This window comes from Larkinella knui (assembly GCF_003858645.1).
GTDB lineage: Bacteria > Bacteroidota > Bacteroidia > Cytophagales > Spirosomataceae > Larkinella > Larkinella knui.
This window is the reverse complement of record NZ_RQJP01000001.1, coordinates 196,172-219,052: the sequence shown is the minus strand read 5'-3', so window position 1 is coordinate 219,052 and position 22,881 is coordinate 196,172. Positions and strand designations below refer to the sequence as shown.

General features: G+C 51.0%; 17 protein-coding genes. 13 read left to right on the top strand and 4 right to left on the bottom strand.

Annotated features, from left to right (window positions below; genetic code table 11):
- Positions 1 to 95: 95 nt before the first annotated feature.
- The 3 genes from EHT87_RS00855 (at position 96) to EHT87_RS00845 (ending at position 3,101) form a co-directional block, all read left to right on the top strand.
- A complete protein-coding gene (locus EHT87_RS00855) occupies positions 96 to 515 on the top strand; it encodes an RDD family protein (protein ID WP_124902917.1) in 420 nt (139 codons plus the stop codon).
- A 204-nt stretch (positions 516 to 719) separates the two neighbouring features.
- Positions 720 to 1,634, top strand: coding sequence for an ABC transporter ATP-binding protein (locus tag EHT87_RS00850; protein ID WP_124902915.1), 915 nt, complete (start codon positions 720 to 722; stop codon positions 1,632 to 1,634).
- A gap of 132 nt (positions 1,635 to 1,766) precedes the next feature.
- Positions 1,767 to 3,101 (top strand): ABC transporter permease, encoded by a 1,335-nt coding sequence (locus tag EHT87_RS00845; RefSeq protein ID WP_124902913.1) that lies wholly within the window; start codon positions 1,767 to 1,769, stop codon positions 3,099 to 3,101.
- A gap of 60 nt (positions 3,102 to 3,161) precedes the next feature.
- On the opposite strand, the gene EHT87_RS00840 is transcribed toward EHT87_RS00845, so the two are convergent.
- Genes EHT87_RS00840 through EHT87_RS00830 form a run of 3 tightly spaced genes read right to left on the bottom strand, consistent with a single transcriptional unit; the run spans position 3,162 to position 5,765 of the window.
- Positions 3,162 to 3,935 carry a LytR/AlgR family response regulator transcription factor gene (locus EHT87_RS00840; protein WP_124902911.1) on the bottom strand — a complete coding sequence of 258 codons (774 nt, stop codon included), beginning with the start codon at positions 3,933 to 3,935 and terminating at the stop codon, positions 3,162 to 3,164.
- A gap of 37 nt (positions 3,936 to 3,972) precedes the next feature.
- Complete coding sequence (locus EHT87_RS00835) at positions 3,973 to 4,974, bottom strand: sensor histidine kinase (RefSeq protein ID WP_124902909.1); 1,002 nt, start codon at positions 4,972 to 4,974, stop codon at positions 3,973 to 3,975.
- A gap of 23 nt (positions 4,975 to 4,997) precedes the next feature.
- Positions 4,998 to 5,765: a GIN domain-containing protein gene (locus tag EHT87_RS00830; RefSeq protein WP_124902907.1), complete on the bottom strand. Its 768-nt coding sequence runs from the start codon at positions 5,763 to 5,765 to the stop codon at positions 4,998 to 5,000.
- Positions 5,766 to 6,035: 270 nt separating this feature from the next.
- On the opposite strand from EHT87_RS00830, the gene EHT87_RS00825 reads away from it, so the two are divergent.
- Complete coding sequence (locus tag EHT87_RS00825) at positions 6,036 to 6,518, top strand: DUF4494 domain-containing protein (protein ID WP_124902905.1); 483 nt, start codon at positions 6,036 to 6,038, stop codon at positions 6,516 to 6,518.
- 63 nt (positions 6,519 to 6,581) lie between these two features.
- Here the strand turns inward: EHT87_RS00825 and EHT87_RS00820 are convergent, their stop codons facing one another.
- The gene (locus EHT87_RS00820) at positions 6,582 to 10,082 is read right to left on the bottom strand and encodes a VCBS repeat-containing protein (protein WP_310587494.1); all 3,501 of its coding nucleotides are present in this window, start codon (positions 10,080 to 10,082) and stop codon (positions 6,582 to 6,584) included.
- A 517-nt stretch (positions 10,083 to 10,599) separates the two neighbouring features.
- On the opposite strand from EHT87_RS00820, the gene EHT87_RS00815 reads away from it, so the two are divergent.
- The 9 genes from EHT87_RS00815 to kynU all read left to right on the top strand — a co-directional run bounded on the left by EHT87_RS00815 (position 10,600) and on the right by kynU (position 22,852).
- Positions 10,600 to 13,857, top strand: coding sequence for a SusC/RagA family TonB-linked outer membrane protein (locus EHT87_RS00815; RefSeq protein ID WP_124902901.1), 3,258 nt, complete (start codon positions 10,600 to 10,602; stop codon positions 13,855 to 13,857).
- Positions 13,858 to 13,885: 28 nt separating this feature from the next.
- Positions 13,886 to 15,625: a RagB/SusD family nutrient uptake outer membrane protein gene (locus tag EHT87_RS00810; RefSeq protein ID WP_124902899.1), complete on the top strand. Its 1,740-nt coding sequence runs from the start codon at positions 13,886 to 13,888 to the stop codon at positions 15,623 to 15,625.
- Positions 15,626 to 15,806: 181 nt separating this feature from the next.
- Positions 15,807 to 16,268 carry an HYC_CC_PP family protein gene (locus EHT87_RS00805; protein ID WP_124902897.1) on the top strand — a complete coding sequence of 154 codons (462 nt, stop codon included), beginning with the start codon at positions 15,807 to 15,809 and terminating at the stop codon, positions 16,266 to 16,268.
- Positions 16,269 to 16,349: 81 nt separating this feature from the next.
- Positions 16,350 to 18,608, top strand: a complete 2,259-nt coding sequence (locus tag EHT87_RS00800; protein WP_124902895.1) for a TonB-dependent receptor — start codon at positions 16,350 to 16,352, stop codon at positions 18,606 to 18,608.
- Between the two features lie 3 nt (positions 18,609 to 18,611).
- The gene (locus EHT87_RS00795) at positions 18,612 to 19,190 is read left to right on the top strand and encodes a helix-turn-helix domain-containing protein (protein WP_124902893.1); all 579 of its coding nucleotides are present in this window, start codon (positions 18,612 to 18,614) and stop codon (positions 19,188 to 19,190) included.
- Positions 19,191 to 19,303: 113 nt separating this feature from the next.
- Positions 19,304 to 19,642 (top strand): four-helix bundle copper-binding protein, encoded by a 339-nt coding sequence (locus EHT87_RS00790; protein WP_124902891.1) that lies wholly within the window; start codon positions 19,304 to 19,306, stop codon positions 19,640 to 19,642.
- A 30-nt stretch (positions 19,643 to 19,672) separates the two neighbouring features.
- On the top strand, positions 19,673 to 21,136 hold the full coding sequence (locus EHT87_RS00785; protein WP_229320774.1) for a hypothetical protein: 1,464 nt from the start codon (positions 19,673 to 19,675) through the stop codon (positions 21,134 to 21,136).
- 30 nt (positions 21,137 to 21,166) lie between these two features.
- On the top strand, positions 21,167 to 21,514 hold the full coding sequence (locus EHT87_RS00780; RefSeq protein WP_124902889.1) for a heavy-metal-associated domain-containing protein: 348 nt from the start codon (positions 21,167 to 21,169) through the stop codon (positions 21,512 to 21,514).
- Between the two features lie 90 nt (positions 21,515 to 21,604).
- The gene (kynU, locus tag EHT87_RS00775; RefSeq protein ID WP_124902887.1) at positions 21,605 to 22,852 is read left to right on the top strand and encodes a kynureninase; all 1,248 of its coding nucleotides are present in this window, start codon (positions 21,605 to 21,607) and stop codon (positions 22,850 to 22,852) included.
- The last annotated feature ends 29 nt before the right edge of the window (positions 22,853 to 22,881 follow it).

Genomic DNA, 22,881 nt, shown 5'->3' with positions numbered 1-22,881 from the left:
GACTAACATTATTTTACGTCAATGATTGGAATTGTTCAGGCACCTATGTAGGTTAGGCAAGTTTTTCAATTTCTTAACCCCATAACCTCTTTTTTATGCAACCCATTTACAATGTACCCTCTACGCAAGTCAAAGCCGATCCGGTCCAGCGGTTTGTTGCAGCCCTGATCGATGGGCTGGTGGCTTACATTCCTTTTTTTATTTTGATGTCGATCAATTACCGGCTGGCCATTCTGGGCTACATCGTCGTATTGGGGTATACGCTGACCAAAGACGCTTTGCCCGAAGTAAGCGGTTTTCTGGGCGGTCAAAGTATTGGTAAAAAACTGATGAAAATTAAAGTCATCAAAGAGGATACCGGCCAGGGCATTGTAGGTGATTACGGAACCGCCATTGTTCGGCAAGTATCCCTCATGATTCCGGTTTTTGGGCTCATCGATGCCCTCATGGTTTTGGGTGACGAGCGCAAGCGGTTTGGTGATAAATGGGCCAAAACCATCGTTGTAAAAGCGTAGTTGTTTTTCGACGAAAATGGGCTGTGGTCATACAACCACAGCCCATTTTTATTATTTAAAGTCAGGTCCCGTTTGAAACGCATTGAAAACCGTCCGGTAAACCCGTTCCGCGGCCATCTGTCCCAAACTTCTGTTGGGCCAATCGAAGGCTTCTATCTTCGCATCCACTAAACGTTTCAAATTTGGGCCTTTTTTAACCTATTTATGAATATTCTTGAAACTCGCCACATTGTCAAGCAATACGCCCAACACCGGGCCTTGGACGACGTGAGTATCGACATTCCGCGGGGCCAGATCTTTGGGCTCCTGGGCCCCAATGGTGCCGGCAAAACGTCCCTCATCCGAATTATCAACCAGATTACCGGTCCCGACGAAGGTGAAGTTCTTTTTGATGGCAAACCACTGGGTCCCGAACACATTAGCCGCATTGGGTATTTACCGGAAGAACGCGGTCTCTACAAGAAGATGAAGGTGGGCGAACAACTCCTATATCTGGCTCAGTTAAAAGGACTTAGCGAACGGCAGGCCATGGAAAAGCTCAAAGAATGGTTTGTCAAGTTCGACATCAAAACGTGGTGGACCAAAAACGTCGAGGATCTGTCGAAGGGAATGCAACAGAAAATTCAGTTTGTAGCAACCGTTCTCCACGAACCGGATCTGATTATTCTGGATGAACCGTTCTCCGGTTTCGACCCCATCAACGCCAACCTCATCAAAGATGAAATTCTGGAATTGCGCGAAAAAGGGAGTACCATCATTTTCTCGACCCACCGGATGGAATCAGTGGAGGAACTTTGTGATCACATCGCGCTGATTCATCACTCGAAAAAAGTGCTCGACGGCCCGAAAAAAGTCATCAAGGAGCAGTTTAAAACGCACACCTACCATGTTGAATATCAGGGGAGTCTGAACGACTTAAACCCAGCCTATACGATTTTGGACAGCAAAAAACTCGAAGACGGGTATTTGCGGACCAACATCCGGATTCCGCGCGATGCCGTCGTCAATGAACTGGTTCGCGATCTCATCGACCAGGTGGCCGTCCGCGCCTTCGGGGAGAATATTCCGTCCATGAACGATATCTTTATCAAAGCCGTCGGCGAAGTACCTACAACCTAAACAAGTGTGAATGAGCGACGGAGCCGCCCGCGCGAGGATGCTTGAGCGAATAGACCGAAGCTTACGCTACGCACTTCATCATCCTTCCGGCCTCCCTGTCATTCTCTCATTTACTCAATCACCCCTTGAAACATGAAAATCATCTTCCTAATTCTTAAACGCGAATACCTGGTCCGGGTCAAGAAAAAGTCGTTCCTGATCATGACTTTTGTAACGCCCCTCCTGGTTTCCTGCATCTGGCTGGTTCCGGTTTTTTTTGCCATGCGGGACATTGACCAGAAGAAAATTGAAGTCATCGACGAATCCGGCAAGTTTGAAAAGACCTTCAAAGATACCAAAGAGCTGGTTTTTAAACCCGTGAACACCGCAGTCGAAACGGCCAAAAAGGATTTTGCCAAGAGCGGCTACGACGTGCTGGTACACATCCCGAAAGACATTCTGGAAAATCCGAAAAGCCTGAAAATCTACGCCGAAAAGAACGTCAGTCTGGAAGTAAAGAACGGGATCGAAAAAGCGGTTGAACAGGAGATCGAAAACATTCGGTTACTGGACGCCGGAATTGACCGTAAGGTCCTGGAAAGCACGAAAGTAGACGTATCGTCGGATACCTACAGTCTCAGCGAAGAAGGTGAAAAAGACAGCAGTTCGGGCGCGGCAACAGGCATCGGTTATTTGTGCGCCTTCATCATTTACTTTGCCATTTTCATTTATGGCGTCCAGGTTATGCGGGGCGTTATGGAAGAAAAAACCAACCGCATCGTTGAAGTGATTATTTCGTCGGTCAAACCGTTTCAGCTCATGGCGGGCAAAATTACCGGAGTGGCTCTGGTGGGGCTGACGCAGTTTCTGCTCTGGATTCTGCTCACATTCGGCATTTCCTCCATCATGTCGAACGTACTGGGCATGGAAAGTCTGGGGCCGCAGAAACGGGTCGAAATGATGGCACAACCGCCCGGAACGGTCCGAAACGCAACCGTTGAGAAACCTAAATCCGAGCAGAAAAGCAGCCCGGTCACCACGGTATTCAAAGCCATCGGCACCTTAAATATTCCACTTATTATTGGCTGTTTTTTAATCTATTTTATCGGTGGTTATCTGATATACAGCGCGTTGTTTGCCGCCGTTGGCTCAGCCGTCGACAGCGACACCGACGTTCAGCAGTTTATGTTTCCCATCACCATTCCGCTGGTTCTGTCGTTCATCATGGCGCAGTTTATCATTCGTGAACCCGATGGCGCGGTGGCTTTCTGGATGTCGATGATTCCGTTTACCTCGCCCATCATCATGATGGTCCGGATCCCGTTCGGCGTTCCCGCCTGGGAGATTATTCTGTCCGTGACGTTATTGATCGGCGGATTCATCGGAACGGCCTGGCTGGCAGCCCGGATCTACCGCGTCGGAATCCTGATGTACGGCAAAAAGCCGTCGTACAAGGAATTGGTGAAATGGATGTTTTACAAGGCCTAGCTTTTGAATGATGAACGATGAATGTATGCGTCAGCCCATCCATCGTTCATCATTCATAAGTTATGTATTCAACCAGGTTTTAAACGATTCGGCCCGCTCGCGGCTCACCGAAACTTCCTCCTCCGACGGGCGGTGTTTCAGCCAGATTCGCAGCCGCCCGTTAAAATACGGTTCGATGCGCTCGATGGCCGACAAATGCGTGATGTATTTTCGGTTAATGCGGGCAAATAACTTGGGATCCAGTTTGGCTTCCAGTTCGTCCAGCGTTTCGTCGACGATGTATTTGCGGTTTTGGTTGGTGATCAAAAAAACGACTTTATCGTCGGCGTAGAGGTATAGAATATCCGCCGTTTCCACTACGTCAAACCGGCCGCCTTGTTTGATCAGAAAGCGATTTTTATAGGTAAGTGGCTTGATACCAAACTCTTCCAGCATTTTTGCCAGATTTTCGGAAGCGCCCGACTGAGTTTCGGTGTTCTGCCGCTGAAGTCGAAATTTCTGAATGGCTTTTGCCAGTTCTTCCTGTTCAATGGGTTTCAGGAGGTAATCGACGCTGTTGACCTTGAACGCCCGGAGCGCATATTCGTCGTAAGCCGTCGTGAAAATAACCGGCGTTTTCACATCCACCTGCTGAAAAATCTCAAAACTCAGTCCGTCGGCCAGTTGAATATCCATCAACAGCAAATCCGGTGCAGAGTTGGTCTGCCACCAGCGAACAAAAGCCCGCACGGTGTCGATTTTTCCCAGTATTTCAGCATCGGGCGCTACTTCCCGAATCAACCCTTCCATCCGTTTGACGGCCAGCGGCTCGTCTTCGACAATTAATATTTTCATCACGGTATTGATTTCCAACCTTTCAATAGGTCACAAGTTACAATAATGGTAATTTAACAATAAACTCCTGCTCCGTTTGCTGAATCACCACCGGGCGATCGGCGGCCAGCTGCGCGTACCGGTTTTGCAGGTTTTTCAAACCAATTCCGGTTGAATCGGTTCTCAGCCGGCTTTTTAGCTGGAATACGTTCGCCACTACCAGGCAATCTTTTTCGGTATAAATCCGGATGCACAACGGTTTTTCCAATGAACACTCATTGTGTTTTACCACGTTTTCCAGCAACGTCAGCAAACCCTGCGTAACAATCTGGCGGCTTCGGTCGGCTTCTGACAAATCCACGGTGTAGCGAAAACTTTCGCCAAAACGCATCTGATTGATGAAGAGATAGGATTCGGCAATTTTGAGTTCGGTGACCAGTTCGATGGTATTCTGTTCGGAATGCTGGAGGCTGTAGCGGAACACCTTCGACAGCCGTTCGACGAATTGTACGGACTTGCCGGTATCTTCCGGAATCAGAGCACTGAGAATATTGAGTGAATTGAACAGAAAATGCGGGTTGACCTGGTTTTTCAACGACTCGAATTCCGCTTTTAGCACGGCCTGTTTCAACCCTTCTTCCATCAGCAGGAGTGCTTTCCAACGCTGCACAAATGATTTCAGCGAATAGACGGCCGTAATGCCCGCCGTGATGATGGCAAACATCCCAAAAATCGAGCAATAGTCTACCGGTCTAAACTGTATATCCCAAAAAAAGCTAATTCCCCACGTGGCCAGGAAACCGGTCATTCCGGCCAGAATACCGCTCGATGTCACGGTGAGGGAAACCAGTTTCTGGGGTGACAACAGTTCGGCCGAACGATTGAGTAAATACGGAATAAACCACGATAAAGCCATATAAATAAATAAACCGCTCCCGATGATGCTGGTGATGATGGTTAGTTTGATTTCAATCGGAATCGATTCTTCCGTGACCAGCAGGGCATAGATCAACAAGGTTAATAAACTCAATAAAATACAAAGCCTGATTTTATTTCTCATCGGTGATGAACAGCGTTACGGGTCTATACTTTTTTGATATAACTGGCACCTGCACTCTCAAAATCCACGCTGGGGTCGCCCTGGTACTCGACCTTGCTGGCACCGGTCGCTTCGGCTTTCAACACGCGCGTCGCATACACCTGAGCCGTGCAGGCCCCCGTCACCTCAACCGTTGCATCTTCGACCGGATACTTCAGCGCGTGAAGGGTCGATGCGCCGGTGATGTCGGCCGTCAGGTTGGTGCCGTGCCCGACCAGGGTCAAGCGCGAGGCACCGGTAATATCGACATTGAGTGTCTGGACTTCCCCTTCCAGCGATACGTTCGAAGCGCCCGTGATGTCGATGTCCAAACTGTGCAGATCATTGAAACCGGTAAGCTGTACCGTACAGGCCCCCGACACGTCCAGTTTACTCAGGGTAGGTGTCGTCAGGGTCAGCAGCAAATCATACTGACGATGCCAGAAGAAAAAACTCGAGCCGATTTTGAGCCATTTTCCCCGCAGCCGCACTTTCACATTGGCAATGGCCCGGCGCGAACCGCGTGCCGTCAGCGAGTAGGTGGGGCCGTCGGTAACGAGTACGTTCAGCATTCCCCAGATTTCGAGTTTCTCAAAAGCCGTAATCGTCAAATCCTCCGTAACTTCTTCGTACGATTCTTTGTCGGTTTGCCACCAGATGATCGTCACCAGGGCAAGCAGACCAACCGACAGGAGGGTTAGCTGTAAATAATTTTTTACGGGTTCGACGGGTAATGCATCCGCCATCAACAGCAAGTTTGTTAAGTCACTCATTTTCAATGACACTTTATTTTAAAACAAAGATGGACTTGGCGGTGCGGCTCCACAACTGACCGCCGATGAACCAACTAAAAAGCCGGATGAGCCGTCGAACCTACCGAAAGATAGGCTTTTTCTGTACTTTTGAAGGGGAGTTATTTCGCGGAGTTAAGCGGAGAAGAAGGGAGATACGCTAAGAAAAACAGTACTAAAATTCTGCTTAACTCCCTTCTTCTCTGCTTAACTCCGCGAAATAAAATTTTAGAATCTATAATTCAACGAGTTATGCCAAGCTGGTATCAGGGAAAAATTCGCTATCAACTCCAGGACCCAACCGGGAAATCCAAAACCGTTAACGAAGCGTACCTCATCGACGCCGTTTCCTACACCGACGCCGAAGCCCGGTTGTATAAGGAAGCGGCTGCCAACACGCCGGATTTTACGGTCACCGCCATCACCCGCATGCGCCTGGCCGATCTGTTTCATTTTGAGGAAGGTGGTGAAACCTGGTTTAAATGCAAAGTCGTTTACATTACGGAAGACGACAAAGGTCGGGAAAAACGCATTGTAAATCAGATGCTTGTGAACGCCGAAAACGTAAAACAAGCCTACGAACGCATCGAAATCAGCCTGCATTCGATGCTGATTCCGTTCGAAACTACGGATGTCAACACAACCAAGATTCTGGATATTTATCCGTACGTGGAAGAAGAGCGGATCCCGGCCAATTTGCGGCCCTTGAGCGAAGTGGTTGGTCAGGAGGACTAAAAACGGTTTCCGGTATTCGGTGGCCCGCCGGGACGAACGCACCGAATACCGGAAACTGCATCGCTATTTCACCGCCAGAACCGACAACTGAACCAGGCGCTTTTGACCTTTGGAGTCAATGATTTCCAACGCTTTAACCGCTTTACCGATGGCAATTTCCCGCGCCGACTGCGAAAGGAACGACTGACCGTAATAAAACTCCAGTTTCTGTTTTCTTCCTGCGGCATCGGTGAGGATGGCGGCCACATCCGTCGGTTTTAGCCGAACGATTTGCGACGGTTTTGACCAACTGAACACGTTCAGCGGCCCCCGGTTTTGCGTGGCCATGATCAGTGAGGTGGCCGGTGTGCCCTTTGTGCCGACACCCGAAAGCCGAACCAGACCTTTGGCATTTCCCGGAACGTAAAAACCGCTGGCTGCGGGATTCAGGGCCTGAAAACCGCCTTTCCCGTTCCCTTTCAGCATCAACCCGTTCATCGCATCCAGACGACCCACCAGTAACTCGTTGCCGAAGTCGTTGCCAACCAGCAGCACATCCGGATTGCCGTCCTGATCGAAGTCATCGGCAATCATACCGAAAACCGGCGCCGTCTGAGCCTGCATGGGAAGGTCGTGGATTTCAAACGTACCGTTGCCTTTATTCTCCACATAAGCCGATTTCAGGTAATTGGCCTCCAGAACAATGGCGTCCTTGAGTTCTTCTTCTTTCAGGAGTTTATCGACCGTCGCCACGGCAAAGTCTTTGTGTAGCGGAAAACGAGCCCGCATCGAAATGATTTGCTTGATCAGGTCTTCGCGGCCATTGAACGGAAATTCGTGTCGTTCGCCATTGGCATCCGAAAAGAAAGCCGTCGGAATGGCATCGTAAAAACCATTGTTATCAAAATCCTTGGCATAAACCCGCAGCGGTTCTTTTCCGCTGGCCTGGGCGAGCGTATTCAACCCTAAATTTCCAGCCACGTAATCCATGTCGCCGTCCCGGTCGAAATCCGCGGCCACCAGCGAATTCCACCAGCCTTTCGTCTGCGTAAAGGCAGGAATCGGGGCCGTGGCGAACTGTTTTCCCTGGTTGTTTTTCAGAATGGTCAGGGGCATCCACTCGCCCGCGAGCATCAGATCAGGCCAGCCGTCGTTGTCCGTATCGGTCCACAGCGCATCACAAACCAGGCCGATATTCTGCAGCTCAGGGGCCACACGTTTCGTCACATCGGTAAACTTCGGCAAACCGGGTTTCGAATCATTGCGCAGGATAAAACTGGAAACCGGCCTGGGATATTGATTCGGGACCACCCGCCCGCCCACGAACAAATCCAGATCGCCGTCGCGGTCGAAATCCGCGGCTTTTACGCACGATTTGCTGATGCGGTTTTGCGGTATCGTTTGTGGTGACAAGGAAAACCGGCCTTTCCCATCGTTCACATAAAACCGATCCTGATAACTAGCCGTATTGGCGTCGCCCTCGAAACCACCACTGGCTACGTACAAATCCTGATCGCCGTCACCGTCGGCATCGAACAGGAGCGTTCCCATATCCTCCTCCGGTTTTCCCTCCCCCGCCATGCCGGGTAACCAATCCTGCGGAACCAGCTTTCCGGCAGCCGTCTGCATCAGAAACGACCCTTTCCGGGTTCGGGAGCCACCGATAAAGACATCGTCCAGACCGTCCCCGTTGACATCGCCAACCGAGATAGCGGGCCCATACTGCGACAATTTATGCGGCAATAGTTTCTGCTGATTGAAGTCGATGTATTCCGGTTCCTGATGGACAAACTGAACCTTGAGCGAATCAGTAATGTCCCGCAGCAGGGTTCCGGCGGGTGCCGTCGGCGGAAGAACGGCGGTTTCGGTCGCATTTTTCACATCGACCGTCAGCACCTGATTGGCTTTAACGTTCCGCAACGTCTGCACGTTTCCGGGTTTTCCCTGCCGGGCGGGCCAGGTAATCCGGACCTCATCGACCGTATTGGCAGCCCCCAAACCAAAATGAGCGGCATTTTCTACCGTTGACAGGTACCCGCGATAGATCGTGTGTTCATACACTTGTTTCTGGCCTTTTCCATACGAAAGTTCGACAAAAGCGCCCAGGCCCATGCGGTTTTGTCCGTCGCCTTTAAATTTGACACGGAGGTAATTCGCCTGTTGCGGCTTTTGCTCTGCCAGGTTATTCCGGTAGATAAAAGCAGGATCGTTGATGTTATTGATCACCATGTCCAGATCGCCGTCGTTGTCCAGATCGCCGTAGGCCGCTCCGCCCGAAAAAGCCGGTGTTTGCAAGCCCCACTCGCGGGAAACATCCGAAAACGTCAGGTTTCCGCCGTTATTTTTAAAAGCGTAATTATTGATTTTGATAACCGGAATCTGTCCGAGCATGAAATCGCGGGTCGCCACCGACGAGTTGTCGGCATAATACTGCATAAAATCCCGATCGGTTACATCTTTGGGAAACCCGTTGGTCACCACAAGATCGCGGTAGCCGTCCTGATCGAAATCGACGGCCAGCGGAGTCCAGCTCCAGTCGGTTCCGGCAACACCGGCCATGAGACTGATTTCGCTGAAAACCGGTTCGCGCGTGCCCGGTCGAAATCCCTGGTTCAGTTGCAGCGTATTGCGCATGTACTGATAGGTGAACTTAAACTCTTCGTTATTGAGGTAGGTCTGGTAGTTGTTCGGTGGAATAAACATTTTCTTCCGAAAATTGTCGTTCGGCAACATGTCCAGCACCACGATGTCCATCAAACCGTCATTATTCAGATCGGTGACATCGTTGCCCATGGCCGTTTGGCTGGTGTGTTTGAAATACTGTCCGGCCCGATCCGTAAACGCCGGTTTTCCAAAACCGCCCTGCTGGTTGTTGATAAAGAAATGATCTTCGGACAGGAAGTCGTTGGTGATGTAAATATCTTTCCAGCCATCGCGGTTGATATCACAGATGTTCAAACCCAGACCATAGCCTTCCAGTTGAATACCCGCTTCTCTGGACACATCGGTAAAGACCGGATGCCCCAGTTTCGGATCGGGGTCATTGCGGTAGAGCCGGTCGGTGGTGGGCGACGAACCATCCACCACCTTCTGGTGATAGGCATTGGGATACCGTTCGGCCATGTTGGTCAACAGAAACAGATCCAGATCGCCGTCGTTATCATAATCGAAGAAAGCCGCGTTCGTCGTATAACTATCATCGTTCACGCCATATTCCTTAGCCATTTCCTTAAATACCGGTGTCCCACCGTTCTGTCCGGCGCCCTGGTTGACGAACAACAGATTTTCCCGGTCACGAGCCGATTTTTTGATGGTAGCACTCACGTACACATCCATCCAGCCGTCGTTATTGATGTCGACCAAGGTTACTCCCGAACACCATTTTCCGTTTCCGGCAACACCGGCCTGCCGGGTAACGTCCGTAAACTTGAAATTGCCTTTGTTAAGATAGAGTTTGTTACCAACCAGATTACCGGTAAAAAACACGTCCTGCAATCCATCGTTGTTAAAATCACCGATTCCCACCCCGCCACCATTGTAGAAATAATCGATGTTCAGAATGCTGAGCGTGTCACTTTCAGTCATTTGGTTCGAAAATGTAATGCCGGTTTCTTCGGCAGGCAGCAACGTAAAAAGTGGTTTGTCACCCGACTGGCAGGAGCCGATAATCCCGCCAAAAAGGAGTAAAAAAAAGCAACGAAATGCATGTCGAAACATAACTGAAGAATAATAAACCATATTGCAAAAGTACAAAAAAGAAGTCAATGGCTACTGGGGCCATTTTGGGACAGAAATCCCCTTTCCGGGGCTGGCGAACGTGTGGTCCGGCCTGGCTCATGATCGTACAAAATAAGTAAAATCGCTTATACAAATTCCCTAGGTGCTTATTAATCAAATCTTAATCCTGTAATTTCTTTCACATTACGATACTATTAAATCACGGTTAAATTATTAATAATCAATATAATACAAATAAATACTGCCAACTTATACTAATCAGTTCATGAAGTAATGTTTATAATATTCCTTAGAAAATTTTGAAGTATGTTTAAAGTCATCTTATTTTAGTACGAAAATAAAACCAATTATTACAAAACCTATTATGAAAAAGCAATTCTACAGATTGTTTCAGTGTGCTTTTTTGGGTGCCTTTATGCTGCTATGGAGCATAACGGTCATGGCTCAGGATCGCCGAATCACAGGAAAAGTAACCAGCTCCGACGGCCCGGTTCCAGGGGCCAACGTGGTGCTAAAAGGCACTACTACCGGAACGTCTTCTGACTCCGAGGGGTCTTATTCGATTAATGTGCGGGGTGCCAATCCAGTCCTTGTGGTGTCGGCCATCGGTTTCAAGTCAATTGAAGTGGCAGTAGGCAACCGGAATAGTGTCGACATCCGAATGGAAGATGATGTAACGGCTTTGAGTGAAGTGGTGGTAACGGGTTATACCACCGACAGCAAGCGTGATAACGCCGGTGCTATTTCGACCGTAAAGTCGCGTGACTTAAAAGTAACGCCATCCTCCAACATCGAAACCCAGTTACAGGGTCGGGTGGCCGGTGTGACGGTAATTGCCAACGGACAGCCTGGTTCCAACAACACCGTTCGGGTCCGGGGCTTTGGGGCTTTTGGTGGTAACCAGCCTTTGTACATTGTCGATGGGGTACCCATTGGTACGACCAACTTCCTGAATCCGGACGATATTGAAACGACGACCGTTCTGAAAGATGCGGCAGCGGCTTCAATTTATGGTGCACGGGCCGCCAACGGGGTTATTGTTTACACTACTAAAAAGGGGGGCAGAAGAGCCCAGAAACTTACCGTTACGTATGATGGTCTTTATGGTTTTACTGATCCCGGTAAATCACAGGCCATTCTGAGCCCCCAGGAACAGGCTGACTGGACCTGGACTGCGGTTCACAACCGTCAGGCTTCGCTGGGTCTACCCGACGATTTTTCGGGGGTTGCCAACGGCCAGTATGGCACGGGCAGCAAGCCGGTTTTGCCGGATTACCTGCAAGTTGGCAATCGCGTAGGTGTAATTGGAAGTGTTGATCTGGCCGCCGAAAAAGCGAAATACAACATCAATACGGATGCCGGAGCGGTTTATCAGGTCGTGAAAGCCAACAAGGCCGGAACCAACTGGTATGATGCCATTACGCGCAGCGCGCCTATTCTGCGCCAGACCCTGGGCTTTTCGGGTGGTTCCGAAAGCAGCCGGTATTTCTTTAGCCTCGGTCAGCAGAATCAGAACGGTATTTTGAACTATAACAACTTTGCCCGGTATGATCTTCGGGCCAACACGGAATTTGACATTGTCAAAAAACTGCGGTTTGGCGAGAACATCCAGTTAACCTACGCCAATACGTCCGGTCAGGTGGGTGGTAATACCGGTCAAAACCTGTCACAGGAAGAAAGCGAAATTTTGAGTGCTTTCCGGATGGCTCCCATCATTCCGATTTATGATGAATTCGGCGGATGGGCAGGAACGGCGGCCAAAGGGTTTAACAACCCGGCCAACCCGGTAGCCAGCCGCGCCGGTGCGAAAGACAACAACAACTTCGGCGTTGGTCTCTTCGGAAATGCCTACCTGGAATTCGATCCCATTCCGGAGTTGACGCTGCGGAGCAGCATCGGTGGGCAGTTCTTCAACTTTTACAACAAAACGACTTCACAGAATACCTACTGGAACGCCGAAGGAAACGGTCGTGGACTGTCCCTGAGCGAAGGCGGTGGTTATACGCTGGCCTGGACCTTTACGAATACGGCCCAATTCAAGAAGAAATTCGGTATTCACAGTGTCGATGTACTGGCCGGTGTAGAAGCACTGAACGACGGTCGTGGCCGGAACATCAGCGGAACCGGTTCAAATCCGTTTAGTACGGATGTTAACTACGTAACCCTGAGCACGACGTCATCCGTTGGTCGGGTGGTCAACAGCGGTATCCAGAGTGGGGTTAACTTTTACTCGACATTCGGACGCGTTAACTACATCTACAATGACAAGTATATCGTGACGGGGGTTATTCGTCGCGATGGTTCATCGCGGTTTGGGGCTGCGAATCGCTACGGGGTATTCCCGGCCTTCTCAGCGGCCTGGCGGCTTTCCGGCGAAAACTTCATGAAGTCGGTTTCATTCATTACCGATCTGAAGATTCGGGGTGGCTGGGGTCAAATGGGGAACTCCAACAACGTGGATCCCAACAACCAGTACAGTCTGTTCTCGACCAACGTGGGGAACTCGTACGACATTGCCGCCACCAACAGCACGGTTAATCCCGGTTTCTACCGGAGCCGGATTGGGAACCCGAACGCTAAATGGGAAACCAGTACGACTACCAACGTGGGTGTTGACGCAACGTTCCTGAATGGCAAACTGGACCTGGTTTTCGACATCTGGCGGAAAGATACCAAAGACCTGTTGTATCAGGTTCCCATCCCCGGGGTTATCGGAATCCGGGCAACGGCTCCGTCGGTCAACATCGCCGGAATGCGTAACGAAGGGATCGATCTGATGCTGACCACACGCGGTAAAGTAGCGGGTGATATTGGGTATGAAATCAACCTGACGGGTAGCGTACTGAAAAACCGGATTCAACAACTGGCACCAGGTGTACCTTACTTCGACGTTTCACCGTCTTCCAACCGTCTGAGCTTGCCTGCAACCCGGAACCAGCCCGGTCAGTCGATTGCGGCATTCTACGGCTTCCAGGTCATTGGCCTGTTCAAAAATCAGGAAGAAGTTAAAGCCGCTCCGGCCCAAACCGGCGCTGGCGTAGGTCGTTTCCGCTATGCCGACATTGATGGCAATGGCGTAATCGATAACCTCGACCGCACGTTCATTGGCAGCCCGGTACCGAAATTTACGGGCGGTATCAACTTCCAGTTCAACTACAAAGGATTTGACCTTGCGACGTATCTCTATACGTCACTGGGCAACAAAATCTTCAACCTGTCGAAGTGGTATACCGATTTCTATCCTTCGTTTCCAGGAGCAGCCATCAGCACCCGGGTTAAAGATTCGTGGACGCCAACGAATACCGGCACGACTCAGCCGATTTTCGAAGATGTTTCGAACCAAAGCACCAACACCGTTCCAAACTCATTCTATGTTGAGAATGGCTCGTACCTGCGGATGCAGAACATCACCCTGGGGTATACGTTACCGGCTGCGCTGCTGAACAAAATCAAATTGAGCCGCGTACGGATTTCAGCATCGGCCAATAACATCTTCACCATCACCAAATACCAGGGACTGGATCCCGGTGTCGGTGGAGCCGCTGACCAGAACTTCGGTATCGACGTCGGTAACTACCCGCTTACCAGAAGCTACAACGCCGGCCTGAGCGTTACATTCTAATTCAAATCAACCGATTAAGAGAAAGACAATGAAAGATATAGTCACAAAAGGAACATTGCTGGCGCTGGCTTTAACCTTTAGCACGCTGGCCTGTAAAGACAGTTTCCTGGTCGTGCAGCCAACCGGTACGTTGACCAGTTCACAATTGGGTACTAAAAACGGGTTGGAAGGTTTGCTGATCAGTGCATATACGCAGTTAAACGGACGGGGTTTCAGCCAAACGTCCAGCTCTACGAACTGGATGTATGGCAGCATCATGGGTGGCGAAGCCAATAAGGGTTCCAACGCCGGTGACTTCAACGCCATCACGCCGTTTCAACGGTATGAAATGGTGGCCTCCAGCGGTGAGCTCAATGCCCGCTGGCAGAACATGTATGAAGGGATTAGCCGGGCCAATTCGGTGCTGCGTCAGCTCAAAACCCCTGATGCAACCGTTGCTGCGGCCGACCTGGCCCGCATCGGGGCCGAGGCCAAATTCCTGAGAGCGCACTACTACTTCGAACTGAAACGCACCTTCAACATGGTGCCTTACATTGACGAAAGTGTTGATTATGCGGCCGGTATTACGACCATACCGAATAATACGGACATCTGGCCAAAAATCGAAGCGGACTTCAAAGCGGCTTACGATGTGTTGCCCGAAGTACAGACCGCAGCTGGCCGCGCCAACAAATGGGCCGCAGCTTCGTACCTGGCCAAAACCTATCTGTACGAGAAGAAATACGCTGAAGCCAAAACGTTGTTCGATCTCGTTATTGCGAGCGGTAAAACTTCACTTGGCAACAAATACTCCCTCTATCCTCAATATTGGATGGTGTTCAGCGCCGACAATGAGAAAAATGACGAAATCATTTTCTCGACTCAGAACGTCGCCAATGCCGGGAGTTCAGATGCCGCTTCGAACGACTTGAACCTCAACTGGCCTTACAACACCGGCCCGGCGGGTCCGGTTGGTTGCTGCGGGTTCTTCCAGCCGAGCTTTGAATTAGCCAACTCATTCCGGACGGATGCAAAAGGTTTACCTTTGCTGGACGGCTCTTATAACGTGGGCGCCAATCAGTTGAAAACCGATCAGGGCCTTGCTTCTTCGGCGGCCTTTACCCCCGATGCCGGTAACGTAGATCCCCGTCTCGACCATTCGATTGGCCGCCGTGGTATTCCGTATCTGGACTGGCAGGTTTTCCCCGGTCAGGACTGGATTCGTGACCAGGCATTCGGTGGTCCTTACGCGCCAAAGAAATACATCTATACCAAAGCACAGGAAGCCCGGATTGCGGACGTTTCGAACTGGACCAAAGGCTGGACCGGTATCAACGTGGTCCTGATTCGGTATGCCGATGTGCTGTTGATGGCAGCTGAATGTGAAATCGAAGTAGGAAGTCTGGAAAAAGCCCGTGACTATGTGAACCAGGTCCGGAAACGGGCTGCCAATCCAACCGGTTTTGTGATGAACGGCACGGCGCCAGCCGCCAACTACGTAATCGGTACCTACGATACGCCCTGGACTGACAAAGCCATTGCGCGCACAGCCGTCCAGTTTGAGCGCAAATTGGAACTTTCGGGTGAAGGTCACCGCTTCTTTGACCTCGTGCGTTGGGGAACGGCAGCCACCGTGCTGAACGCTTATCTGACCTACGAAGGTGCTAAACTGACCAACGGACTCGGTGGAGCCAAGTTTACGGCGGGCAAAAATGAATACATGCCGATACCACAACGGGAAATTGACTTGCAGAGCACTGCGGTTCTGAAACAAAACCCGGGTTATTAATCGGTAATCACTACCGGCTTACGGAGAGAGGTGGAACATTTCGTTCCACCTCTTTTTTTGCCCATTTGAGCCACTTTGGGGGTATCAGGCGCGTTTCACCGTCGAAATGACAAAATCCTGTACGGTATCCCAAAATCATGCACTTGTTTTTATAAAGTGCATCTTCTACTTTTGAGCCGCTATGAAACGCCCACTCTTCCAGTTGTTCAACCTCCTGATGGCCTGTATCGTCCTGCTGAGCAGTACCGGTTTTGGCCTCATCGAGCACACGTGCCTGATGCGTGGGAAGAAAGTGTCGATGGCCATCAACCGGGATGCTCAACAAAGTTGCCCGATCCATAGCAAGAAAGCGTCTGCCTCATCCCATACCCTGACGCAAACGCCGGTAATTAAACGAACGGATTGCTGCAAGGAGCAACAACGGTATGAGAATGTTGATTTCTCATCGTCAATTACCCAGTTAGTCGCCAAATTCATCAAGTCGCTGGCCGATGTGGCCATCGGTGGCATTGCCGCGCTGGTTAGCTGGCTTCTTACTCCCCTGATCGCGGCCGATACCACCTCACACCTGGCGGGACTAGAATCTCCTCCCCTCCATTACGGGCGCAGTCTGCTCTCGTTTGTTCAAAGCTTTTTGCTATAGAAGTTCGTTCTGGGTTGAATCGAAGTCAATGCCCAACAGGCATGGGCTGCTGTTATTTTCTTCACCACATGATGATCTTCCATGCATTCACAGTCAAGCTATAAAGCGGGGATACTGGCCATCGGGCTTTCTATTCTCAGTACGGTTTACACACGCGCCCAAACCATCAACGGAACGGTTTCGGAGCGCGTCAATACCAAAACCGTTCCGTTGACGGGCGTCGTTATTTACTGGGCCGGAACGTCTGTATCCACCACATCCAACACCCGTGGCGATTTTGAAATCGCCAAAGCCGATACCAATAACCGGCTGGTTTTCAGTTACGTCGGTTTCAAAACCGATACCGTCACGGTGTTGGATCAGACCAGCCTTAACGTAGTTTTAGTCAGCCAGAACACCCTGCAGGAAGTGACGGTCCAGGGTTCTTCGTCGCAGGTTGACCGGTTTTCGCCCAACCAAAACGAAATCCTGACCACCCGAACGCTGGCCAAAGCCGCCTGTTGCAACCTCTCCGAATCGTTCGAAACCAACGCGTCCGTCAACGTCTCCTACAGTGATGCGGTCACCGGTGCCAAGCAGATCCAGATGCTGGGTCTGAGCGGAAATTACGTCCAGACCAATGTCGAAAACATCCCGACCATCCGCGGACTTGCTTCCACCTTCGGCCTGAATTTCATTCCCGGCACCTGGATTTCGTCCATCGATATTGGCAAAGGAGCCGGTTCGGTGGTCAACGGCTACGAAGGCATGTCGGGTGTCATGAATGTTGAGTTGCAAAAACCCGATGCGCGGGAACGCGTCTATGCGAACGCTTACGTCAACAGTTTCGGGCGGGTTGAGGGCAACCTGAACCTGTCGCGTCCTCTGACCCAGAAATGGAATGTGGGCTTTCTGGGACACGCCAGCACCCTGCAAAACCGCATCGATCAAAACGGCGATAATTTTACGGATCTGCCATTGTATACGCAATACAACGGAATTGTGCGGGCGAAATACAGTGCGGAGCGATTTATGACGCAGTTCGGTATCAAATCGCTGTATGAAGACCGGACGGGGGGTCAGATTACGGCCACCCGCAGCGGTAGCCCGACCTATGCCTTTACCAATACCACAAAACGGGTCGAGCTATTTTCCAAAACCGCCAAACTTTATCCCGAAAAACCGTACAAAGGACTGGGGTTGATTCTGAACGCGGTCAACCACGAACAAAACTCCTTTTTCGGGTTTATTCCCTACAACGGCCAGCAAAAGACGCTGTACGGGAATTTGATCTACCAGTCGATTATCGACAACACCAACCATTCGTTCAAGGCGGGCCTAAGTTATTTGCTGGATGATTACCGCGAGAAATACCGCGACACACTGATGACGCGTACGGAATTGGTTCCGGGCTTTTTTGGGGAATACACGTACAAATACCTCGAGAAAGTAACGCTGGTGGCCGGTGCGCGGCTCGACTTTCATAACCTTTTCGGCACGCAGTTTACCCCGCGTCTTCACGCCAAATATGACCTGACCCATTCGCTGACCCTGCGCGCGTCGGCAGGTCGGGGGTTTCGTACTCCGAATGCCCTGGCCGAAAATTACGGGTATCTGGTTAGTTCGCGGACGGTGTATTTTGACAGCCAATTGCAGCCCGAAATCTCCTGGAATTACGGAACCAGTCTGGCGCAGGAGTTTAACCTGTTCGGCAAAAAGGCCTCGCTCGTGGTCGATTATTACCGCACGAATTTTCAGAATCAGTTGATTGCCGACCTGGAACACCCGCGCGAACTCCATTTTTATTACCTGTCCAGTCGGTCGACACCCGGTTTGAAAGCGCGTTCATTTTCCAACAGCTTTCAGGCCGAACTGAATTACCAGCCCATCAAGCGGATGGAGGTGAAGCTTGCCTACCGCCTTTTCGATGTCCGCCAGACGATGGGAATGGCTTTTGGCGAAAGTCTCCTGCTGCCGCGCATGATGGTGAGTCGCGACCGGGTTTTGTTCAACGCCGGCTATGCCCTGCCGTACGACAAATGGAAGTTCGATTTGACGGTGCAGTGGAACGGCCCGAAACGGATCCCGTACCTGCGCGAGGGCTACGAACACACCAGTTATCAGAACATGCCCCGGGAGAATGCACCCGGTTTTTATAACATCAACGCCCAGGTAACCAAGTCGTTCCGGACGTGGGACGTGTATCTGGGGGGCGAAAATCTCGGTAACTTCCGGCAAGCGAATCCCATTGTCGGTGCCAACGATCCGTTTGGACGGGATTTCGACGCGGCTGCCCGGGTTTGGGGCCCCATCACGGGCCGAATGATTTACGGGGGATTCCGGTATAAACTTAAGATCTGAGTCATGAAACTATACATCAAACACATGGTTTGCGGACGGTGCAAGCGCGCTGTTCGGGACATCCTGGAAGAACGGGGCATCCAGGTGCTGCGGGTCGAACTGGGCGAGGTTGAAATTGGTGAGTTGCCTGCCACCGTTTCGCTGGACCAAATCCGGCAGGTGCTGGCCGACAATGATTTTGAGCTTTTAGAGGACCGGAAAACCGTTGTTGTCGAGCAGATAAAAGCGCTGATTGTCAACGAGGTTCACCACGACCGGCGCGAACGGCCGGAACACCAGAACCTCTCCGATTTCCTAACCCAGAAAATTGGGTACGATTATTCTTACCTGAGCCATTTGTTTTCCGCGATCGAAGGCCTGACCATCGAAAAATACGTTATTGCTCAAAAAATCGAGAAAGTAAAAGAGTATTTGCTCTATGGCGAGTTAACGCTTAGTGAAATTGCCTGGCGTCTTGGTTACAGCAGCACCCAACACCTGTCGAACCAGTTTAAACAGGTGGTGGGCCTCACACCGGGTGATTTTAAACGAACCGGACTCGCCCACCGGACCGAAATCGATAAAATTGGCCAGCCAAAATAATGTACAACTGAGCCATAGTTCTGTCCATTTCAATTTGCCCGAAGGCTTTACTTTTGCAGAACCCACCGTAACGTAAGATTTTCAAAATCAACTAGTAAACCAAAAAACACGTTATGGAAACCATGCAACACCACGCGCAGCATGTTCAAATCTGTTTTGACTGCGCTGCCGCCTGCGAACACTGCGCAAGTGCCTGTTTACGGGAAGACCACCTTCAAATGATGCGGGACTGCATCCGGCTTTGCCGCGATTGTGCCGATTTTTGCAAGATGTGCGGCAGCCTGACCGCCCGCGATTCCGAATTTATGATGAAATTTATGGTACTCTGCGCCGATGTGTGCGATGCCTGCGCCGATGAATGCAGTAAACACGACCATGAACATTGCCGGCTTTGTGCCGAAGCCTGCCGCCGTTGCGCTGACGATTGTCGGCGGATGACGGTAACGGCCTGAAACGGGCCTTCCCATTAAAGTACTATTGCCATGAATACAACTATAAAGCCGTTACTCGTACTGTTTTTTTTGTGTATCCTGACGGGATCGGCCCGGGCGGGCGGTTTTCCGGCTGACACCAGCCGGAAAACCAAAATGCCTCCGGCCAAAAAAATGATGCGTCAGGACAGCATGGATCATGCCGCGATGGGTCATGCCATGCACCAGATGATGGAAATGCAACAAGGCATGTCGATGATGTCGCACCTTTACTCGCGAAATCTTCCGATGAACCGGAACGCTTCCGGAACTGCCTGGCATCCCGATCAAACACCGATGTATATGTACATGTACCACCCGAACGGCCCGGCCGCACGGCAGTGGATGACGATGTTGCATTACAGCGTTTTCATCCGGCATACCAACCAGAATTTCAATAATACCGATAAACGGGGCCGGGATACGCAGTTCGATGCGCCCAACTATGTGATGGGAATGGCCCAACGGCAAATCGGCCAACGGGGTTTGCTGGCATTCAAAGCCATGCTTTCGCTCGATCCGCTGACGGTTGGGAACAGCGGTTATCCGTTGTTGTTTCAGTCGGGAGAAACCTACCAGGGCCAGCGCCTGATCGACCGCCAGCACCAGCACGATCTGTTTTCGGAGTTATCCGTGGGGTATTCGTACGCGATTTCGCCTAACTCCGATGTGTTTGCGTACGTCGGCTATCCAGGCGAACCGGCGCTGGGACCTCCGGCTTTTATGCACCGGCTTTCGTCGTTCAATAACCCGGATTCACCCCTGGGCCACCACTGGACCGACGCAACCCACATCACCTTTGGGGTGGCGACGGCGGGTTTCCGGTATAAAATTGCTAAATTGGAAGTATCGAATTTCACCGGACGCGAACCGAACGAAAACCGGTATGGTTTCGACCGCCCGCGTTTTGACAGTTATTCATACCGCCTTTCGGTCAATCCGTCGCCGTCCCTGGCGTTGCAGTTTTCGCAGGGGTTTATCAAGAGTCCCGAAGCGCTGGAAGCGGATCATAACGTGACGCGCACCACGGCATCACTTTTGCACAGTAAACCATTGGGTCGCCCCGATCGGTATGTTTCCTCCGCTTTGGTCTGGGGGATGAACTCGCACGATGGCGTGAACGAAAATGCATTTCTGGGCGAAAGCAGCCTGCAACTCGGTAAAACCGCTTTATATGGCCGGTATGAAAATATCACCAAGTCGGTCGATGAATTAGGGTTAAGAGGCTATTTTTTTGATTATCAGACCGATGAAACCAAGTTAGTAACGATTAACAACCTGACGTTGGGGATGAATTACCGGCTATTTCAATACGCCCGAACGGATCTGGTACTGGGTGCCCAGTTGACGGGGTCGATCCCCGGCCGGGATCTGGAACCGTTTTACGGGAAAACACCGTTATCAGGACAGATTTACCTGCGGATAACGCCGTCGCTGATCCCTATGATGATGCCGGGAAACCGCATGAACCACTAAACTGAATTGAACCGAAACCTCACTATACCCATGAAAAAGCACTTGATTGGACTGGTAACCATCCTGTTTCTGGCCTTGAACGTCACTGCGAAAGCGGGTGATGACAAGGAAAAAGAAGTTAAAATAAAAACGTCGGCCATCTGCGAAATGTGCAAGGAACGCATCGAACGCAACCTGGCTTTTGAAAAAGGAATCAAAGAGTCGAACCTGGATTTGAAGGATAAAGTCGTTACCGTCAAATACAATCCGAAGAAAACCGACGTCAACAAGATCAAAGCCAACATCTCAAAAACGGGCTATGATGCCGACGAAGTAACGGCGGATCAAAAAGGGTATGACAAGCTGCCGTCGTGCTGCAAAAAAAGCGGACATAAATGAGTGAAGAATTAAGAGTGACGAGTTAACTGACGCAAGCTGAATACACGTGCGTCAGCCAACTTTTCACTCTTAATTCTTCACTTGAAAGCTATGCATTTTGAGAATTCCCTGACTTTTGCCCGGCAACTCGACCAGTCCGATCCACTCCGCTCCTACCGCGACCGGTTTTACATTCCCGAACGCAATGGAAAACCGCTGACTTATTTCTGCGGTAACTCGCTGGGTTTGCAACCGAAAACCGTCCGTCACGCACTCGATCAGGAACTGGCCGTCTGGCAACAGCACGGCGTTGATGGCTGGTTTGAGGGCGAAAATCCCTGGCTGACGATCCACCAACGCTGCAAGAAACCGCTGGCGCAGATCGTTGGTGCCAAGCCTTCGGAAGTGTGTCCGATGAATAACCTGACGGTCAATATGCACCTGCTGCTGACTTCGTTTTACCAGCCTCGGGGCAACCGGACGAAGATTCTGACCATCGGCGGTGATTTTCCTTCCGATCAATACGCACTTGAAACGCACGTGCAAAGCCGTGGCCTGAAACCGGACGAAATCCTGATCGAAGTTTTTCCCCGAACCAACGAATACACCTGGCGAACCGCCGACATCCTGGATGCCATCGAGCAGCACAAGGATTCGCTCGCGCTGGTGCTGATGAGCGGTTTGCATTATTACACCGGGCAGGTTTTCGACATGGCGGCCATTGCGCAAAAAGCACATAAAGCGGGTGTTTTGGTCGGTTTCGACCTGGCCCACGCGGTCGGCAACATCCCGCTGCAACTGCATGATTGGGGCGTTGATTTCGCTTTCTGGTGTTCGTATAAATACCTCAATTCCGGGCCGGGCGGTGTTTCCGGTCTGTACGTTCATGAAAAGCACCACGAAACCGCCTTGCCCCGGCTGGCGGGTTGGTGGGGCTACGACGAATCCCGGCGGTTCGAAATGACCAAAGGATTTGTTCCCATGCCGGGGGCCGACGGCTGGCAACTCAGCACCCCGACGGTTCTGGCGATGGCCGTTCACCACGCGGCATTGCAGATCACCGCCGAAGCGGGCATGAAGGCATTGCGCCAGAAAAGCGAATTGCTGACGGGATTTCTGGAATTTGTTTTGAATGAAACGGCAGATTTGACCTTTATGACGCCCGCTAATGAGGCCGAACGGGGTTGCCAGTTGTCACTGTTAATCCCGAAAAACGGAAAATCCACCTTCAATTACCTGGCGGAGCAAGGCATCATCGGTGACTGGCGCGAACCGGATTGCATTCGGCTGGCTCCGGCGCCTTTGTACAATACGTTTGAAGAAGTGTGGCAGGTTGGAGAAATCTTCCGTACCAAGTAGTCCAACCGTTGCACTTTCAAAAGTTTTTA

What these genes read in the sequence shown, in the direction of transcription:
- EHT87_RS00855 (WP_124902917.1), top strand. Translation starts at nt 96, where the DNA reads ATGCAACCCATTTACAATGTACCCTCTACGCAAGTCAAAGCCGATCCG.
- EHT87_RS00850 (WP_124902915.1), top strand. Translation starts at nt 720, where the DNA reads ATGAATATTCTTGAAACTCGCCACATTGTCAAGCAATACGCCCAACAC.
- EHT87_RS00845 (WP_124902913.1), top strand. Translation starts at nt 1,767, where the DNA reads ATGAAAATCATCTTCCTAATTCTTAAACGCGAATACCTGGTCCGGGTC.
- EHT87_RS00840 (WP_124902911.1), bottom strand. Translation starts at nt 3,935, where the DNA reads ATGAAAATATTAATTGTCGAAGACGAGCCGCTGGCCGTCAAACGGATG.
- EHT87_RS00835 (WP_124902909.1), bottom strand. Translation starts at nt 4,974, where the DNA reads ATGAGAAATAAAATCAGGCTTTGTATTTTATTGAGTTTATTAACCTTG.
- EHT87_RS00830 (WP_124902907.1), bottom strand. Translation starts at nt 5,765, where the DNA reads ATGAGTGACTTAACAAACTTGCTGTTGATGGCGGATGCATTACCCGTC.
- EHT87_RS00825 (WP_124902905.1), top strand. Translation starts at nt 6,036, where the DNA reads ATGCCAAGCTGGTATCAGGGAAAAATTCGCTATCAACTCCAGGACCCA.
- EHT87_RS00820 (WP_310587494.1), bottom strand. Translation starts at nt 10,082, where the DNA reads ATGACTGAAAGTGACACGCTCAGCATTCTGAACATCGATTATTTCTAC.
- EHT87_RS00815 (WP_124902901.1), top strand. Translation starts at nt 10,600, where the DNA reads ATGAAAAAGCAATTCTACAGATTGTTTCAGTGTGCTTTTTTGGGTGCC.
- EHT87_RS00810 (WP_124902899.1), top strand. Translation starts at nt 13,886, where the DNA reads ATGAAAGATATAGTCACAAAAGGAACATTGCTGGCGCTGGCTTTAACC.
- EHT87_RS00805 (WP_124902897.1), top strand. Translation starts at nt 15,807, where the DNA reads ATGAAACGCCCACTCTTCCAGTTGTTCAACCTCCTGATGGCCTGTATC.
- EHT87_RS00800 (WP_124902895.1), top strand. Translation starts at nt 16,350, where the DNA reads ATGCATTCACAGTCAAGCTATAAAGCGGGGATACTGGCCATCGGGCTT.
- EHT87_RS00795 (WP_124902893.1), top strand. Translation starts at nt 18,612, where the DNA reads ATGAAACTATACATCAAACACATGGTTTGCGGACGGTGCAAGCGCGCT.
- EHT87_RS00790 (WP_124902891.1), top strand. Translation starts at nt 19,304, where the DNA reads ATGGAAACCATGCAACACCACGCGCAGCATGTTCAAATCTGTTTTGAC.
- EHT87_RS00785 (WP_229320774.1), top strand. Translation starts at nt 19,673, where the DNA reads ATGAATACAACTATAAAGCCGTTACTCGTACTGTTTTTTTTGTGTATC.
- EHT87_RS00780 (WP_124902889.1), top strand. Translation starts at nt 21,167, where the DNA reads ATGAAAAAGCACTTGATTGGACTGGTAACCATCCTGTTTCTGGCCTTG.
- kynU (WP_124902887.1), top strand. Translation starts at nt 21,605, where the DNA reads ATGCATTTTGAGAATTCCCTGACTTTTGCCCGGCAACTCGACCAGTCC.